This is a genomic window from Thioclava sp. F1Mire-8, from assembly GCF_002213165.1.
Classification (GTDB): domain Bacteria; phylum Pseudomonadota; class Alphaproteobacteria; order Rhodobacterales; family Rhodobacteraceae; genus Thioclava; species Thioclava nitratireducens.
In genome coordinates this window covers 438,501-455,416 of sequence record NZ_NBNY01000002.1, presented here as the reverse complement: position 1 = coordinate 455,416, position 16,916 = coordinate 438,501, and the positions used below count along the sequence as shown (strand labels likewise).

Annotated in this window: 16 protein-coding genes; 4 read left to right on the top strand and 12 right to left on the bottom strand. The window is 64.3% G+C overall.

Annotated elements, in window-relative coordinates; translation table 11 throughout:
• Positions 1 to 53 precede the first annotated feature (53 nt).
• A complete protein-coding gene (hemC, locus tag B6V75_RS10705) occupies positions 54 to 1,007 on the top strand; it encodes a hydroxymethylbilane synthase (RefSeq protein WP_088719668.1) in 954 nt (317 codons plus the stop codon).
• Between the two features lie 4 nt (positions 1,008 to 1,011).
• Here the strand turns inward: hemC and B6V75_RS10700 are convergent, their stop codons facing one another.
• Positions 1,012 to 1,572 (bottom strand): hypothetical protein, encoded by a 561-nt coding sequence (locus B6V75_RS10700; RefSeq protein WP_075774168.1) that lies wholly within the window; start codon positions 1,570 to 1,572, stop codon positions 1,012 to 1,014.
• 179 nt (positions 1,573 to 1,751) lie between these two features.
• Here B6V75_RS10700 and B6V75_RS10695 point away from each other — a divergent pair, with 179 nt between their 5' ends.
• Positions 1,752 to 2,957 (top strand): hypothetical protein, encoded by a 1,206-nt coding sequence (locus tag B6V75_RS10695; RefSeq protein ID WP_088719667.1) that lies wholly within the window; start codon positions 1,752 to 1,754, stop codon positions 2,955 to 2,957.
• Positions 2,958 to 2,961: 4 nt separating this feature from the next.
• Here B6V75_RS10695 and B6V75_RS10690 read toward each other — a convergent pair whose 3' ends face one another.
• The 3 genes from B6V75_RS10690 to clpS all read right to left on the bottom strand — a co-directional run bounded on the left by B6V75_RS10690 (position 2,962) and on the right by clpS (position 5,297).
• Positions 2,962 to 3,771 (bottom strand): SDR family oxidoreductase, encoded by an 810-nt coding sequence (locus B6V75_RS10690; RefSeq protein WP_075774166.1) that lies wholly within the window; start codon positions 3,769 to 3,771, stop codon positions 2,962 to 2,964.
• Between the two features lie 40 nt (positions 3,772 to 3,811).
• The gene (locus B6V75_RS10685) at positions 3,812 to 4,891 is read right to left on the bottom strand and encodes a class I SAM-dependent methyltransferase (RefSeq protein ID WP_088719666.1); all 1,080 of its coding nucleotides are present in this window, start codon (positions 4,889 to 4,891) and stop codon (positions 3,812 to 3,814) included.
• A gap of 79 nt (positions 4,892 to 4,970) precedes the next feature.
• Positions 4,971 to 5,297, bottom strand: a complete 327-nt coding sequence (gene clpS / locus B6V75_RS10680; protein ID WP_088719772.1) for an ATP-dependent Clp protease adapter ClpS — start codon at positions 5,295 to 5,297, stop codon at positions 4,971 to 4,973.
• A 120-nt stretch (positions 5,298 to 5,417) separates the two neighbouring features.
• Between clpS and B6V75_RS10675 the strand changes: the two genes are divergently transcribed.
• Both B6V75_RS10675 and B6V75_RS10670 read left to right on the top strand, forming a co-directional pair.
• Entirely contained in the window at positions 5,418 to 6,116 is a 699-nt protein-coding gene (locus B6V75_RS10675) for an HAD family hydrolase (RefSeq protein ID WP_088719665.1), read from the top strand.
• Between the two features lie 270 nt (positions 6,117 to 6,386).
• A complete protein-coding gene (locus B6V75_RS10670; RefSeq protein ID WP_088719771.1) occupies positions 6,387 to 8,192 on the top strand; it encodes a D-alanyl-D-alanine carboxypeptidase family protein in 1,806 nt (601 codons plus the stop codon).
• 190 nt (positions 8,193 to 8,382) lie between these two features.
• Here the strand turns inward: B6V75_RS10670 and ccoS are convergent, their stop codons facing one another.
• The 8 genes from ccoS to ccoN form a co-directional block, all read right to left on the bottom strand.
• On the bottom strand, positions 8,383 to 8,544 hold the full coding sequence (gene ccoS / locus B6V75_RS10665) for a cbb3-type cytochrome oxidase assembly protein CcoS (RefSeq protein WP_075774163.1): 162 nt from the start codon (positions 8,542 to 8,544) through the stop codon (positions 8,383 to 8,385).
• Positions 8,545 to 8,556: 12 nt separating this feature from the next.
• Positions 8,557 to 10,782, bottom strand: a complete 2,226-nt coding sequence (locus tag B6V75_RS10660) for a cation-translocating P-type ATPase (RefSeq protein ID WP_088719664.1) — start codon at positions 10,780 to 10,782, stop codon at positions 8,557 to 8,559.
• 4 nt (positions 10,783 to 10,786) lie between these two features.
• A complete protein-coding gene (locus tag B6V75_RS10655) occupies positions 10,787 to 11,251 on the bottom strand; it encodes a FixH family protein (RefSeq protein WP_075774161.1) in 465 nt (154 codons plus the stop codon).
• On the bottom strand, positions 11,248 to 12,696 hold the full coding sequence (gene ccoG / locus B6V75_RS10650) for a cytochrome c oxidase accessory protein CcoG (protein WP_088719663.1): 1,449 nt from the start codon (positions 12,694 to 12,696) through the stop codon (positions 11,248 to 11,250). The genes B6V75_RS10655 and ccoG overlap by 4 nt, the downstream gene beginning before the upstream one ends.
• Before the next feature lie 580 nt (positions 12,697 to 13,276).
• A complete protein-coding gene (ccoP, locus tag B6V75_RS10645; protein ID WP_088719662.1) occupies positions 13,277 to 14,161 on the bottom strand; it encodes a cytochrome-c oxidase, cbb3-type subunit III in 885 nt (294 codons plus the stop codon).
• A gap of 31 nt (positions 14,162 to 14,192) precedes the next feature.
• A complete protein-coding gene (locus tag B6V75_RS10640) occupies positions 14,193 to 14,393 on the bottom strand; it encodes a cbb3-type cytochrome c oxidase subunit 3 (RefSeq protein WP_075774158.1) in 201 nt (66 codons plus the stop codon).
• 13 nt (positions 14,394 to 14,406) lie between these two features.
• On the bottom strand, positions 14,407 to 15,135 hold the full coding sequence (gene ccoO / locus B6V75_RS10635; RefSeq protein WP_075774157.1) for a cytochrome-c oxidase, cbb3-type subunit II: 729 nt from the start codon (positions 15,133 to 15,135) through the stop codon (positions 14,407 to 14,409).
• A gap of 11 nt (positions 15,136 to 15,146) precedes the next feature.
• Positions 15,147 to 16,751: a cytochrome-c oxidase, cbb3-type subunit I gene (gene ccoN, locus B6V75_RS10630; protein WP_075774156.1), complete on the bottom strand. Its 1,605-nt coding sequence runs from the start codon at positions 16,749 to 16,751 to the stop codon at positions 15,147 to 15,149.
• Positions 16,752 to 16,916: the final 165 nt, after the last annotated feature.

The following is a 16,916-nucleotide window of genomic DNA, read 5'->3' as shown; positions in this document are numbered from 1 at the left end:
TGTCAAGCGCGGGGCTTCTTGCAAGGTCCATCTGTCGCGGATATTCCGGGGCCATGACACAGATGCCCGATGCGAAATCCCCGCTCAAGATCGGCACCCGCGGCTCGCCGCTGGCGCTGGCGCAGGCCTATGAGACCCGTGACCGGCTGATGGCCGCGCATGGCCTGCCCGAAGACGCTTTCGAGGTCGTGGTGATCAAGACCACGGGCGACGACCGGGCGATGATCGCAGCGGACAAACCGCTCAAGGAGATCGGCAACAAGGGCCTGTTCACGAAGGAAATCGAAGAGGCGATGGTCGATGGCCGCATCGATATCGCCGTGCATTCGATGAAGGACATGCCGACCGAACAGCCCGAGGGGCTGGTGCTCGATTGCTATCTGCCGCGCGAAGACGTGCGCGATGCCTTCGTCAGCTTGGAATACGACTCGATCATGGCCCTGCCCGAAGGGGCGACGGTCGGCACCTCCAGCCTGCGTCGCCGGGCGCAGCTTGCCCACGTGCGACCCGATCTGAAGCTGGTCGAGTTTCGCGGCAATGTGCAGACCCGGCTGAAGAAGCTGGCGGACGGTGTCGCGGCTGCGAGCTTCCTCGCCTATGCGGGGCTGCGGCGTCTGGGGATGGAGGACTCGGCGCGCGGGCCCATCGCCCCCGAGGAGATGCTGCCGGCTGTCGCACAGGGCGCGATCGGGATCGAGCGCCGGATGGCCGATGCTCGCGCCGAGGCCCTTCTGGCCCCGATCCATGATCTGGTGACCGAGCAGCGCCTGCTGGCGGAACGCGCCTTCCTCGCGACGCTGGACGGCTCCTGCGAGACACCGATTGCCGGGCTCGCACTGATCGAGGGCAACCGGCTCTGGCTGCGCGGTCAGATCCTACGTCCCGACGGCTCCGAGGCGCTCGCGGGCGAGCGCTGGGGCAATATCGACGAGGGCGCCGCGATGGGCGAACACCTCGCGCGCGATCTGCTGTCTCAGGCGGGCGAAGGGTTCTTCGACTGGCGCTGAGCACTCAGCACAGAAGCTGACCCGCCGCGCGGCGCTCGAGCGCCCGCTCCATCTCGGGGATTTCGCCATCGCCGAAGCCGCGCAAGGCGAGGCGTTCCAGCGGGCTGATATCGCACCAGAGGTTTTTCAGCACCTTGTCGCGGCGCTTGCGCGGCACCTCGGCCAGACGCATTTCATAGATCTCGTCGGCCGCCGCCAGAAGACGCGGATGCAGGTTCTCGAGCAGCGGTTCGAAAGCGATGCGGGCGGATTTGGCGTTGCGGAGCCGCAGGATCGCCCCCTCGCCGACGGTCATCGTCTGGATCAGAGTCCAGTCCAGCACATCGGCTGCCCGGTGCGGCGGGATCGGGGCGTGACCGCTAAGGCCATAGGTCAGACAGAGCACATCGCGCTCGTCCCGTGGCATCGCCAGCACGACGCGGGCGCAATCCTGTTCCAAGGCAGTTTCGGCATCCTCCAGCCGCCCGAGGCGCGGTGTCGACACCTGCGATGGCGGCACCTCCGCGCGGACGAAGATATTGCGGATCACATTATCGAACTTCAGTGCGATATGACGCGAGAGCATGACACTTCCTTTTACATATACAACCTCTCCGCCCTGTCTTCTGAACGAGCTTTGCGGCACCGCCGTTCCCTCCCGAGAGCGGTTTTCCGCCGGGCTTTTCGCTAAGTCTTTGTAGGTCCACGAGGAAGGCTTGATGCCTCCCTCTTGCACTTGGTCGCCCGAAAGCGCAAAGCGGCGCCATGCTGCGCCCGATCCGCCTCGTCCTGTCCGATCCCGCCCTGCGCCTCGCCGCCGTGCTGCTCGTGCTGTTCGGCGCCCATGCGGCGACGATGGGGCCCTATGTCTCGGCGCTGGCGATCAAGGTGTTCGGCCTGTCGGATCGCGCCTATTCGGGAGTGCTGATGGTCGCCTCGGTGCTGTCGGTCTCGGCCTCGGTCGGACTTGGCATCCTCGCCGATCAGCGCGCGAACCGCCGGGCCATCGCACTTAGCACCTCGGCGATGCTGATCGCGGGCTCTGGGCTGGTGCTGGCGGGCGACAACTGGGTGGTCTTCGTGATCGCCAACGCGCTGATCCTGCCGCTCTCGGCGTCGATCTTCGGGCAGCTTTTCGCGCTGTCCCGTCTAGCGGCCTCGACCCATCCGGCAGAGGACCGACCCGCGATCCTCTCGACCCTGCGGGCACTTTTCGCGCTGCCCTGGGTCGTGGTGCTGCCGATCTGGTCGGTGATCTTCGATCAGGGGGCGGAGCTGACCTCGATCTACCCGGTGACGCTGACCCTCGGGGCCACAATCCTCGCGCTGACCTTCCTCTTCTGGCCGCGTGACGGGGCGACGCGCTGGCCCGACCCGAAATCCGGGCTGACCTTCCGGCAATCCTTACGCGAGATGGCGAACCTGCCGATCCTCGCCCGCGTCGTGGCGCTTGGCACAATCAACGGGGCGGTGATGCTCTATCTCGTGGTGATGGGCTTGGTCTTCGAGGCGACGCCGGGCCGTGGGGCCGCCGATACCGCGCTCTATGCTGGCCTGATGGCGGGGCTGGAAGTGCCCTTCATGCTGGCGCTGCCGCTTGTTCTGGGACGGATCGAGCGGACGACGATGATCTGGGCGGGAGCCGCGCTTTACGCGACCCATCTGGGACTGATCCCGGTGCTGGCTGCAACGCCCTATGTCTGGTTTCTCGCCCTGCCCGGCGCGATCGGCGGCGCGGTCGTCCTGACCCAACCGATGGCCTATCTACAGGACCTGCTGTCGAACCGGCCCGGCGCAGGAGCCTCGCTGATGGCGCTGCAAAAGTTGGCAGGCGATGGATTCTCCGCGGCAATCTTTGCCATCGGCACGGCTATTGCGGGTTATGAGCTGGCCGCGGCGGCAGGTGCGCTTCTGGGCGTTGCAGGCGCGGGCGCGCTTTGGGCGATGGACCGGCGCGCGGCGCGGTCCTGACCCCTTAGAAGGCCGGAACCTGCACGCGGTCCAGAAGGCTGCGTCCGCCGTCGACATTGATGATCTGCCCGGTGACGAAGCTCGCCCCCGAGGACGCCAGATACTGCACGGTCTCGGCCAGTTCCGACGGCGGTGCGATCCGGCCCAGCGGCGTGCCTTCGCAGATCGCCTCGCGCCAGTCGTCGTTTTCCTTCAGAGCATCCTGCAGCGAACGGCTCATCACCGAGGCGAAGCTGACACCGTTCACCCTAATCCGCTTCGGCGCGAGCGCCACGGCGAGCGAGCGGATCGCCTGATCTTGCGCCGCGCAGGCGATCGAATAGGCCATCAGTTCGGGCTGGGTGCGGTTCGAGGCCAGCGTCGAGACATTGATGATCGAGCCGATCTCACCCTCGGTGCGACCCTCTTCCTCGGCCTGCTTGATCATCCGCTTCGCGGTCATCTGGCTGACCCGCAAAGCCGATTTCATGTTCTGCGACAACATCGAGTCGAGCACGTCCACCGACGGTTCGAGCGGGTCGCAGGGCGCGAAGGTGCGTGCGCAATTCACCAGGATGTCGATCCGGTCGAACGCGTCCACCGTGGCCGAGAGCAGGTTCTTCACCGCCAGCTTCTCGCACAGGTCGCCCGAGAAATAGCGCACCGGCCCTTCGGTCTTGGCGGTGTCGCCCAGTTCGGCGGCAAGCTTTTCTTCATCGATATCGGCGAACATCACCTGCGCGCCGCGATCGACGAAATGGCGCGCGATGGCCTGACCGATACCGTGGGCTGCGCCCGTGACGATGACGGTCTTGCCGGAAACAGAAAGGGACATTGGGTGTCTCCTCGTGGATGTTGAGGCAGGTTAGGCGAGCTTAGCGCCGCTTGCGAGGGGCAAGGGTACGTTTCGGCTCGGCTGTGGCGCGCATGCCCGCAGATTTCCCCGGGGTCTTTCCGGCCGGGATCGGCTTGGCTGCGCGGATGATACGAAAACGGGTGGAGGGGCCGCTGGGCGGCGTGATCTCTTCGATCTCGTGGAACGCGGTGGCGAGCGCGTCGGCATAGGGCAAATGGCGGTTCGCGACCATCCAGAGCGTGCCCGACAGCGACAGCATACCACGCGCAGCCTGAATGAAGGCCAGCCCCAGCGCCGGGTCTGCGCCGCGTGCAGCCCCGTGGAAGGGCGGGTTCATCACGACGGCAGTGTAGCGCTCTTCCGGCGCATGGCGCGTGGCATCCGCCCAAAGGAACTGTGCGCGCGGATCGGAAATGTTGCGTTTCGCGCAGTCCAGGGCGACCGCATCCGATTCCACCAGATCGAGACGCTCGACGCCCTTACGTGCAAGAATCTGCGCCGAGAGCCAGCCCCAGCCGGCGCCGAGATCGGCTACCTTCGCGGGCAGCGTCTCGGGCAGGCATTCGGCCAGAAGCGCTGAACCCTCGTCCACCGCATCCGCGGAAAACACACCCGGACGGGTCACGAAACCTTCGACAGGATGGATATCCTGCGCCGCCCAGTCGCTCAGCAGATCTGGGTCTGCCGCGAACCATGCGATCTTGCCATGGGCCTTCGCGATCGGCGCGGACAGGTCCACCCGTCCCCGCAATTCCTTGAGCAGCGAGTCGATCCCTTCGGTCTTCACCCCGTCGACATAGATCGGCCCGCCAGGAGCCACACGCTGGCACGCATCGGCGATCAGGGCGCGGGCCTCCGCCTTGGCGCGAGGGGCGAAGATGATCGCGGCGGCATAGCTGCCTTCGGCGCTCGGCGAGACGCGGAGGCCGCGCTGTGAGAGAACGTCGTGATCGGGTTTCTCGGGCTGGATCGCGACGAGGCGATCAACCGGCAGGCCGCCAAGGTCCAGCGTGCCCACGGGCGAAAACAGCGCAATGTCTCCCTCGGGCGGAAGCGCCTCGGGCATCTCGAGAGCGAGCGAAAGTCGCGGATGGCTCATGCAGGGAACCCTCTGAAAGAAACGAGCCCGCCAGATAGGCGGGCGCGACTGAATTTGCAAGGAACCGCTTTGGCGGCGTTTATTCCTTCTCCATCGTGCATTGCAGCGGGTGCTGGTGGCGGCGCGCGAAATCCATCACCTGCGCCACCTTCGTCTCGGCCACCTCGAAAGAGAACACGCCGACCACAGCGAGACCCTTCTTGTGCACGGTCAGCATGATCTCGAACGCCTGTGCGTGGTTCAGCCCAAAGAACCGCTCGAGGATATGCACGACGAATTCCATCGGCGTGTAATCGTCGTTGAGCAGCATCACCTTGTACATCGGCGGGCGCTGCGTCTTCGGCCGCGTCTTGGTCGCGAGGGACGCATCGTGATCGCTGTCGTCCTGGTCGTCGTCGGACATCATGTAGAGAGGCTCGGTCAAGGGCGCTCCGGCATCAGGATTCGTTGAGGGGCTCTGGCGGAATATAGGGTCTTCGTGACATATGAAAAGTCCCTCAACACCTCCAGCGAGAAAGGCGGGACGATGCAGCTGACGGCGATTGGCTTCGATGCGGATGACACGCTTTGGCACAACGAGCGTTTCTTCAAACTCACGCAGGGGCGCTTCACCGAATTGCTGCGCGAGCACGCCGAACCCGATCATCTGGCCGAGCGGCTGATCGCGGCGGAACGTCGCAACATCACGCATTATGGCTTTGGCGTCAAAGGCTTCACCCTGTCGATGATCGAAACCGCAATCGAGGTGAGCGAGGGTCGCGTGCCCGCCACGATCCTGTCGGAGATCCTCGCCGCCGGGCGCGAGATGCTCTCGCATCCGATCGAGTTGCTGCCGCACGCGCGCGCGACGATCGAGGCGCTGTCGGACGACTACCGCATCCTGCTGGTGACGAAGGGCGACCTGATTGACCAGGAGCGAAAGCTGGCGCAGTCGGGCCTCGGCGATCTGTTCGACGCGGTCGAGATCGTCTCGGACAAGAAGCCCCCGGTCTATGCCGAGATTTTCGCGCGCCACGCCGAAGGCGCGGAGCACGGGCTGATGGCGGGGAATTCGCTGAAATCCGACGTGATCCCGATGATCGAGGCAGGCGGCTGGGGCGTGCATGTGCCCCATGAATTGACATGGGCCTTCGAGCATGCGGAGGCTCCGTCAGCGCATCCGCGCTTCGCGGAATTGCCGGACCTCGGCGCGCTGCCGGACCTGATCGCAAAAATCACGAATTGAGCCCTGCTTTGCGTGGCGTCACGCTCCGCTAACCTCACGCTTTCGTGCGCCTCCAGCACCACAGATAGACGAATTTCCGCGAAGACCCCACCACATATTGTGGTATTGCATGAATGTCGCAGTGAAAGTGCTTGAAAATAGGGAGTTTTCAGCCTGATACAGCCGTGCTACGCTTCTCGCTAATACAAACCCCGGAAACCGGCCGAAGATCGGTACCACCACAAGGGGTCAAATTGAGGCAGTGAAATAGGTGAAGCCGTGACCACGCTGATGCGCTGGGTCCGTGATGGGCTATTCGTAATCCTTCTGACACTCATTGCGCCGATCGCTGCGCAGGCCGCCCCTTACGCGGCGATGGTCATGGACATGCGATCGGGCGAAGTTCTCTACTCCAAAAACGCCGATACGCCACTGCATCCGGCCTCTCTGACGAAGATGATGACGCTCTACATCACCTTCCAGGCTATCGAGCATGGCGAGTTCAGTCTCGACTCGATCGTTACCGTCACCAAGCACGCCGCCAGCCAGCCGCCCTCGCGACTCGGCCTGCGCCCCGGCCAGAAGATCGCCGTACGCTACCTGATCCGCGCCGCCGCAATCAAATCGGCCAATGACGCCGCCGCAGCTCTCGGCGATTACATCGGCGGCTCGGAGGAAGGCTTCGCCGCGCGGATGAACCGCACCGCTCGGCAGCTGGGCATGAAGAACACCCATTTCGTCAACGCCAACGGCCTGACCCGCAAGGGCCACCTGTCCTCGGCGCATGACATGACGATCATGGGCCGCCACCTGTTCTTCGACTTCCCGCAATATTACAACATCTTCTCGCGCCGCTCGGCGGATGCGAAAGTGCGCACCGTCTATTCGACGAACCGCAAGTTCCTCGCTGCCTACAAGGGCGCGGACGGGATCAAGACCGGCTACACCTCGGCCTCGGGCTTCAACCTGACCGCCTCCGCGAAGCGTGGCGACAAGCGCATCATCGCGACCGTCTTCGGCGGCACTTCGACCGCGCAGCGCAACGCGAAAATGGCCGATCTGCTGGATCTGGGCTTCAAGCGCGCGCCGACCCACGCGCGCACGATCCGCCCTGCGATCCCGCAATACATCGCCCCTGCGCAATCGCCGATGCTGATGGTGAATCTCGCGCCGAAGAAGAGCCCGCGTCCCGATATCCGTCCGACCGTGCCCAATGCGGATAGCGATGCAATCTCGACCGCGCTCGCCGCTGCGGTGCAGGCCGATCAGGTGGACGAAGTGACCGATATCCCCGAGGACGTGGCCGAAGGCGCTCAGGACGGCGCGGCAGGCGCGGAGGACGTGGTCGTCGCCGATGCCGGCACGCTCGGGATCGGCGCGGAGATCACCGCAAGCCCCCGCCCGCAGCGCAACCCGCGCGACATCCAGATCGCGGACGTGACCAAGTCGCTGCCCGCCGAAGTGACCAAGGCCACGCCGCTGGCGCAGGCACAGGCGCATGACGCCGCTGTCGCTGCAGACAAGGCGGGCCAGGACGGCACCGAAAAGCCGAGCGACGTGCAGCTAGCCTCCTACGATCCCGGCGCATCGGACGGTCCGAAATTCGTTCAGTCCACCAAACCGCAGCCCGAGACGGTCGAGCTGGCCGAGGCGCATACGCTCGACCTCGACGGAAACGGCAAGGCCAACGGCGCCAAGGCCCCGTCCAGCTTCGTGCAGTCGACGGATCCGCAGCCCGAGACCGCGCAGATGGCCGCAGCTCCCGAGAAGCGCAAGAGCGAGATCATCCTCGCCGCGCTCACCCCTCCGGCCCCCGGCCCGGCGCAGAAGCCGCGCGTGGTAGCGCGCGTGTCCAGCTCGGGCGGGCGCAACTGGGGCGTCAGCCTCGGCCTGTTCGGTTCGCGCTTCGCGGCGGAGCGTCACATGCTGACCACCGCGCTGATGGAAAGCGACACGCTAGGCGAGGCGCTGCGCAAGGTCGCGACGCGCAAGACCGGATACGAGGCGAATTTCGTGGGAATGACCCAGGACATGGCGCAACTGGCCTGTGCAAGGCTCGAAGCACGCGCTATGGACTGCAAAGTGGTCGGTCCCTGAGATTCTTCCTCCCTCGGGGACAAAGAGAGAAAGCCGCGCCTGGTCAGCGCGGCTTTTTCTTATCCGGGGCCTCATGCGGTCCGCCGCGTGGAGCGCCACGGGGGAGCCTCCGGCGGGGATATTTGAACCAAGGCGAAGGGGGCGCAAGTCTGTCGGGATGCCCCTGCCCTTCTCCGAGCCCTTCGGGCACTCAATCCTGCTTCGGGCGGTCGTCGAACTCGTCGGACAGGATGCGCTCGGCATCGCCTTTCGGGTCGTCATACTGATTGGTCTTGAGCGACCAGAAAAACGCCCCGAGGCCAATCCCGCCGAGCAGTAGGGAAATCGGAATCGAATAGAGAAGAACCTCCATGCGGGGCTCCTTTCAGCGCAGGCGTAGTGAGTTGAGCGACACCGTGATCGAACTGGCCGACATGGCGAGCGCCGCCATCAGCGGCGTCGCAAGCCCGGTCAGCGCGAGCGGCACGGCGAAGATATTGTAGACGATGGAGATGCCGAAGTTCTGCTTGATCCGGCGACGCGCGCGCACCGAGATCGAGGCGGCGTCGGAAACCGGCGCGAGGTCCTTGCCCAGCAGCACGATATCCGAAGCCGTCCGCGCCGCGTCGAGCGCGGAGGCAGGCGAGACCGAGACATGGGCCGCGGCCAGCGCGGCGGTGTCGTTCAGCCCGTCGCCCACCATCAGCACGCGGTGGCCCTGTTGGGTGAGATCGTTTACCAGCTGCGCTTTCTCGGCAGGCAAGGCGCCGGCGCGGTAGGCCTCGATCCCGAGGCGCGCGGCGAGATCGCTCACCGCCCCTTCGACATCGCCCGAGACCAGCCAGACTTGCTTGCCCTGCGCCTTCAGACCGGCCACGGCCTCTTCGGCGCCGGTGCGCAGCGTGTCAGCGAAGCGGATCGAGATCGGGGTCGCATCGCCGATCTTGAGATGGGTCGCGGTGGTCGTGCCGTCCTCGGCACCGACCCAGTTCGCACGGCCGAGCCGCACGCGCTGCCCCTGCCAGACGCCCTCGACGCCGTAGCCCGGAACTTCGCGCAGATCGGTGAGCGTGGCGGGGACGCCCCCCTGCCCTGCCGCGGCCTCGTGCAGCGCGCGGGCGAGCGGGTGGCTCGACCCTTCGGCCAGCGCCATCGCGACGGAGAGCGCCTCGGGCGACAGATCGGAGAGGTTCTGCGGACGCGGCGCGCCCATGGTCAGCGTACCGGTCTTGTCGAAGACGACCGTGTCGATCTCGGCCAAACGCTCCAGCGCGGTGCCGTCCTTGATCAGCAGCCCCTTGCGGAACAGCTTGCCCGATGCGGCGGTCACCACCGCAGGCACGGCGAGCCCCAGCGCACAGGGGCAGGTGATGATCAGCACGGCAGCGGCAATATTGACCGCCAGACGGAAGTCACCGCCGGTGATCCACGCCCAGGCGCAGAAGGCGGTGAAGGACAGGATATGCACGATCGGTGCATAGGCTCGCGCTGCCCGTTCGGCGAGCGAGGTGTATTTGGTCTTCGCACTCTCGGCCATCGCGACGAGATCGGCCATGCGGTGCAGCGAACTGTCGCGCCCGGCTGCCGTCACGCGCAGGGTCAGCGGCCCGGTCAGGTTCACTTCGCCGGCGGAGAGCGCCATTCCGGGCAGCACCTGAACGGGAAGGCTTTCACCCGTCAGGAGCGAGCGGTCGCTCTCGGATTGGCCGTCGGTCACTTCGCCATCGGCAGGGATGCGGCCACCGGGGCGCACCCGGATCAGGTCGCCCACAGCCAGTTCGCCCACGGGCACGATGACTTCCTCGCCGTCGCGCAGAACGGTCGCGCGCGGTACTTCCAGCGCGGCCAGTTCCTCGGCCGCCGAACGGGCCACGGCCCGCGTGCGGTAATCGAGATAGCGCCCTACGAGCAGGAAGAAGGTGAGCATCGTCGCCGCTTCGAAATAGGCATGCGCGCCGGAATGCATCGTCTCGAACAGCGAAATCCCGAGCGCGAGCAGGATCGCGAGCGAGATCGGCACATCCATTCCCAGACGCCCGCCGCGCAGGGAAGACCAGGCATTGGCGAAGAACGGCTGGCCCGCGAAGATCGTGGTGGGCAGCGCAATCGCCGCCGAAATCCAGTGGAAGAGGTCGCGCGTCGAATCCTCGGCCCCCGACCAGACCGCGATCGAGAGCATCATGATGTTCATCATCGCGAAACCCGACACGCCGATCCGCATCAGCAGGTCGCGCCCGCGCTTGTCGGCCTCGGTCGCAGACAGCATGCCGGGATCAAGCTCGTGCGCCTCATAGCCGATCTTGTCGAGCGCCGCGATCAGCCCCGCCGGTTCGACATCGCCCGCCGCATCGACGGAGGCGCGCTTCAGCGTCAGGTTGACCCGGGCCGACTTCACGCCCGGTTGTTTCATCAACTCGCGCTCGACATCGGTGATGCAGACCGCGCAATGCGCCGTGGGAAGCGAGAGCATGATCCGCGCGCCCTTGACGTCACCCGATTTCGCCATCTGCTCCGCCGAGGGGGCCGCGATGCAGGCCGGACAGGCCGAGGCCGAGACGCGCTCGTCTTCGAACGGTTCGTTGCGTGTGGGCGAAGCGGGCGACACCGACATCGGTTCAGCCTTTCACGAAGAGGTCGATCCGCTGACGGAACTCCGTGCCGTCTGCGGCTTTCGCGTCGAGATGCACCAGCCAGACGCCCGGAGCAAGGTCGACCTTGGAGGTGAAGATGCCACCGACATAGTCGAAATCGGGGGTCATGTCCTCGCGGACATGGGTCGTCCGCCCGACCAGCGCCTTGAACTCGGCCACCCGCGCGGGCAACCCGTTCTCGTCGCGGATGACGAAGCTGAGCTTGCCGTCGGAATAGTCCGGCGACACAGTCCAGCCAAGCGCATCCTGCGCGCGTTTTTCTTCGTTGAAGGACTGCGAGGCGACATAGGAATTGTCGACCTCGAGGCCGGGAAACGTGCTGATCGCCTGCCACGCCATGACAAAGTTGACCGCGATGATCACCCCGAAGGAGCCCACCGCGATCATCAGCACTTTTCTTCCGGTCAGCGGTTTCGCCATCTCGGTCATTGTACCCTTCCGTTGAATACGGTCGTTTCCGACACGCGGTCAGTATTGGTCATGTCCTCGATCCACATCGTCAGTTCGGTGCGTTCGCTGGTGGCGATGGACGAACCGGGATCGGCGACAATATAGACCCTTTGGGTCATGGTTTCATCCGCGGGCACCGTCACGGTGGTCCCGTCCTGGCCTTCGAGCAACACGCTCAGCGTGCTCTGGTCGGCCGGATCGGGCGCCTTGACGGAGACCTTGAACTCGGTCGCCTCGCCCGCCTTGTTGCGCAGCCGCAGCGTGTAGATGTTCCGGATCGCGCCCGACGGTTCCACCACGAAGAGCGGATCGCGGTTCGGCGTCACGTTGAAATCGATGGGCGAGCGCATGAACAGCGCGACCACGAGGCCGACCCCGATCAGCGACCACATCGCGAAATAGAGGATGGTGCGCGGGCGCAGGATGTGCTTCCAGACGTTGACGACCGGGTTGCCAGAACGCTCGTTCGCTTCGTCCTTCAGGGCCATGTAGCCGATCAGGCCGCGAGGTTTGCCGATCTTGTCCATGACCTCGTTGCAGGCGTCGATGCACAACCCGCAGGTGATGCATTCGAGCTGTTGGCCATCGCGGATATCGATGCCCATCGGGCAGACGTTGAAACAAGCCATGCAGTCGATGCAATCGCCCTGCGTCGGGTCGTGCTGACCCTTCTTGAGCTTGCCGCGCGGCTCGCCCCGCCATTCGCGATAGGCGATCGTGATCGTGTCTTCGTCCATCATCGCGGCCTGAATGCGCGGCCACGGACAGGCGTAGATGCAAATCTGTTCGCGCGCGAAGCCGCCGAAAGCGAAGGTCGTGAGCGTTGCCACCGCGATCGTCGTGTATGCGATCGGCGAGGCGCTGCCGGTGAACAGATCGTGCAGCAGCGTCGGCGCATCGGTGAAATAGAACACCCAGGCCCCGCCCGTCGCGACACCGATCAGAAGCCAGAGCACCCATTTGGTGATCCGCTTGCGGACCTTCTCGGCGTTCCATTTCTGGCGCAGCAGGCGGATACGTGCGTTGCGGTCGCCCTCGACCCAGCGCTCGACGAGGATGAACAGATCGGTCCAGACGGTCTGCGGGCAGGCATAGCCGCACCAGACGCGCCCCAGCGCCGAGGTGAACAGGAACAGCCCCAGACCGGCCATGATCAGCAGACCCGCGACGAAGTAGAATTCATGCGGCCAGATTTCGATCATGAAGAAGAAGAAGCGACGGTTCGCGAGGTCCAGAAGCACCGCTTGATCGGGCAGCTCCGGCCCACGATCCCAGCGAATCCACGGCGTGATGTAATAGATGCCGAGCATCGCCGCCATCAACACCCATTTCAAGTTGCGAAACTGGCCATGCACACGGCGCGGGAAAATCGGCTCGCGGGCGGCGTAGAGCGGCGGGGGATCGACTGGTTCGGTGGAGCTCACGACTCTCTCCGTTCATAAATCATTCTGCGTCAACGGTTCTTCTGGTATGACACAGTCGTGAAGACTTTGACCTGCGTCAAAAAGACAGGTCTCCCATACAGGAAATCGTCACTGGTTGGTGTTTTCACTCGTCATCGGCATATGCTGCCTGCTTGAAAAGCCACGACATCAGGTGGCGTTGCGCCGGTCGCCTCACGCCCGGTCGCGTTCCCGTGTAATAGCGCTTTTGCGCGCTGTCTTCAAACGGAAGCCGCACCGCCCGGCCGCGACATTTCGTTCGCCCCGGACCAACGTGGTCGCACCCCCGCCGGCCTCCCCGGTCCGCCACCCAGCGCTTCGCGCAGAAGTATCCCGGGCATCGCGGCGAGGTCACAACGGCGTGCAACGGCTGGCACGGCGCTTGTTTTGCCCGGGAACGCCCCCCAACTTAGGCGGCAGGTAACCCTCGACAAACGAGAGGGCCCGCGAAGGGGCCCTCTGGAATTGGGCACCGGCACCCCCAGGAAACGCGCGAACAGGACGGGGTGCCGGTGCGGCCCGCCAGACCGAAGCCCCGCGGGATCTCTCTTGTTTTCGACCGTTACTGGCCGCCGCCCAAGCTGTGAACGTAGGCCGCGACGGCGCGGATATCCGCTTCCGAGAGACGCTCGTTCCAGTTCGGCATCACGCCGAAGCGGGCATTGGTGACCGTGTAGGTCAGCGTGTCGACGTCACCGCCATAGAGCCAGACGGCATCGGTGAGGTTCGGCGCACCCATGGTGTTGTCGCCTTTGCCATTCTCACCGTGACAGGCTGCGCAGTTATCCGCGAAGATCGTCTCGCCTTCCGCAGCCATCGCCTCGTCATGCTCCTGGTCCGAAATCTTGCGGACATATTGCACGACCTGGTCGATCTGCTCGGGCTCGAGAAGACCATCTTTCCCGAAGGCCGGCATCTGCGAGAACCGCGCCTCGCCTTCCGGGTCCGTCTCGTTGCGGATGCCATGGGTCACGGTGAAATGGATGTCCTCCATCGTGCCGCCCCACAGCCATGCGCTGTCGAGAAGGTTCGGATAGCCGTGCTTCGGGTTGCCGCCCGCGCCCGCACCGTGACATTGCGCGCACCAGGTGCGGAACACCGCGGCGCCCGCGTTCTGGGTGTAGTTCTTCAGCTCGGGATCGCTCGAAATCTCGTTGAGATCGACCGAGACGAGCTTCTCCTGGATCGGCTTGTTCGCCGCGGCGACCTTGTCGATCTCGGCCTGCACGTTCGCGCGGGTCGAGGAGCCCAGAATCCCCGGCGTCGCGCCGGATTTGAAGATCGGCCATGCCGGCATCGCGATCGAGTAACCGATCCCCCAGATGACGCAGGCATAGAAGGTCCACAGCCACCATTTGGGCAGCGGGTTGTTGTATTCCTCGATGCCGTCCCACGAGTGTCCCGTGGTCTCGACCTCGTGCTTTTGCTTGCTTGGTCTCTTGCTCATGTTTTCCACGCCTCCTTACAACGTGGCGCCGTCAGTCCTTGGAGGACCGGCTCTCGCCGGCCTCCGAGGCATTGGCGGGTTTGTCTTCGTACCGGAAGGGAATCTCGGACGTATCTTCGTAGGTCTTGCGCGCGCCGGGCCGGAAGACCCAGACGACGACGGCCAGGAAGAAGACGAACATGAAGATCAGAAACCAGCTGTCCGCGAATTCCCTGAAGATATGATAGTCCATTGATCAGCCCCCCTTACCGGCTGGCCACGGGTTCGAAGGTCGAGAAGTCGACCATGGTGCCGAGCACCTGCAGATAGGCCACCAGCGCGTCCATCTCGGAAATGCCCGGGCGACCGTCGAAGTTGCGGACGTTCACCGCGTTGGGATAGCGCTCCAGCAGACCGTCGGTGTCGCTGTTCGGATCGGCCTGGGCCGCGAAGTCCGCCTTGGCGTTCTCGATCATGTCCGACGTGTAGGGCACACCCACCATCGCATCGGTCGCGATCCGCTCGTCGATATGCTTGGAATCGACCATGCGATTGAGCAGGAAGCCGTATTTCGGCATCACCGATTCCGGCACGACCGACTGCGGGTTGGTCAGGTGATCCACATGCCAGGCGTCCGAGTAGCGGCCGCCGACGCGGGCGAGGTCAGGCCCCGTCCGCTTCGAACCCCACTGGAACGGGTGGTCGTATTGCGACTCCGCTGCCAGCGAGTAATGGCCGTAACGCTCCACTTCGTCGCGCATCGGGCGGATCATCTGCGAGTGGCAGACATAGCAGCCCTCACGGATGTAGATGTCGCGCCCGGTAAGCTCCAGCGGGGTGTAGGGACGCATGCCGTCCACGTCCTCGATGGTGTTTTCGAGGTAGAAGAGCGGCGCGATCTCCACGATGCCGCCGATCGTGACGACCAGGAAGGCAAAGATCAGCAGGAGCGTGGCGTTCTTTTCAAGGACGCCGTGTTTGTCGAGAAGTCCCATTGATCTCCTCCTTATTCAGCCGGCACGGCGGCAACCGAACGCGATTCCACGCGCGGCTGACGAGCGACGGTCATCCACAGATTGTAGGCCATGATGATGCCACCCGTGAGGTAGAGCACACCACCCAGACCACGGACCACGAACATCGGATGCATGGCGGCCACGGTGTCGGCGAAGGCGTTCACGAGGAAGCCCTGGCTGTCCGTTTCGCGCCACATCAGGCCCTGCATGATCCCGGCGACCCACATCGACGCGGCATAGAGCACGATCCCGATGGTGGAGAGCCAGAAGTGCCAGCTGACCAGTTTCAGCGAGTAGAGCCCTTCACGCGCCCACAGACGCGGCACGAGGAAGTAGAGCGTGCCGAAGGTGATCATGCCGTTCCAGCCGAGCGCGCCCGAGTGCACGTGACCGATCGTCCAGTCGGTGTAGTGCGACAGCGAGTTCACCGCCTTGATCGACATCATCGGGCCTTCGAAGGTCGACATGCCGTAGAAGCCGACCGACACCACCATCATGCGGATGATCGGATCGGTGCGCAGCTTGTCCCATGCGCCCGAGAGCGTCATCAGACCGTTGATCATGCCACCCCAGGAAGGCATCCACAGGATCACCGAGAAGGTCATGCCCAGCGTCGAGGCCCAGTCGGGCAGCGCCGTGTAGTGCAGGTGGTGCGGACCGGCCCAGATGTACAGGAAGATCAGCGCCCAGAAGTGCACGATCGACAGCTTGTAGGAATAGACCGGACGTTCAGCCTGCTTCGGGACGAAGTAATACATCATGCCGAGGAAGCCCGCGGTCAGGAAGAAGCCCACCGCATTGTGGCCGTACCACCACTGCGTCATCGCGTCCTGCACGCCCGAGAAGACCTGCACCGACTTCGATCCGAAGAGCGAGACCGGGATCGACAGGTTGTTCACGATATGCAGCATCGCGATGGTCACGATGAAGGACAGGTAGAACCAGTTGGCGACGTAGATATGGGGTTCCTTGCGCTTGAAGATCGTGCCGAGGAAGACAACCAGATAGGCGACCCAGACGATCGTCAGCCAGATATCGACATACCATTCCGGCTCGGCATATTCCTTCGACTGCGTTGCGCCGAGGATGTAGCCGGACGCGGCGAGCACGATGAACAGGTTATAGCCCCAGAACACGAACCAGCCGAGCGCGTTGCCGCCGAACAGCCGCGCTGCCGAGGTGCGCTGCACCACGTAGAACGACGATGCGATCAGCGCGTTGCCACCGAAGGCGAAGATCACCGCCGAGGTGTGCAACGGGCGCAGCTTGCCGAAGTTCAGGTAGCCTTGCGCCCATTCGAAGTTGAGCGCCGGATAGGCCAGCTGGAAAGCGATGATGACGGCGACCAGGAAGCCCACGACACCCCAGAAGGTCGTCGCGATAACCCCGGCGCGAACCACGCCGTCGAAATACTCGTTGTGAGCCACCGGCTGGCGGCTCCCCATGGTGCGAAGCACCCAGATGAACGCGATGGCCGCGGCCAGCATGACCTCGACAGCATTCACCTGATAGGCAAGATCGCGCGCGTAGCCGGCCGCAATGGCGGCCAGAACCGCCACAAGACCAAGCGCGATCAGCTTGATATAATCCCACATTTTGTGCGTCCCTTCGTCTGGTCTGCCCCTGCGGCACTCTCTTGAACCGAGAATCCTCCTGGGCCTGACTGGAGTCCTTGTGGTCCGAGGGTATGCACGATGCCTTGATCTGCATCAAATGCTCGCGATCGAACTGCGCCATTCGGTCGCAGTTCTGTGATCTGA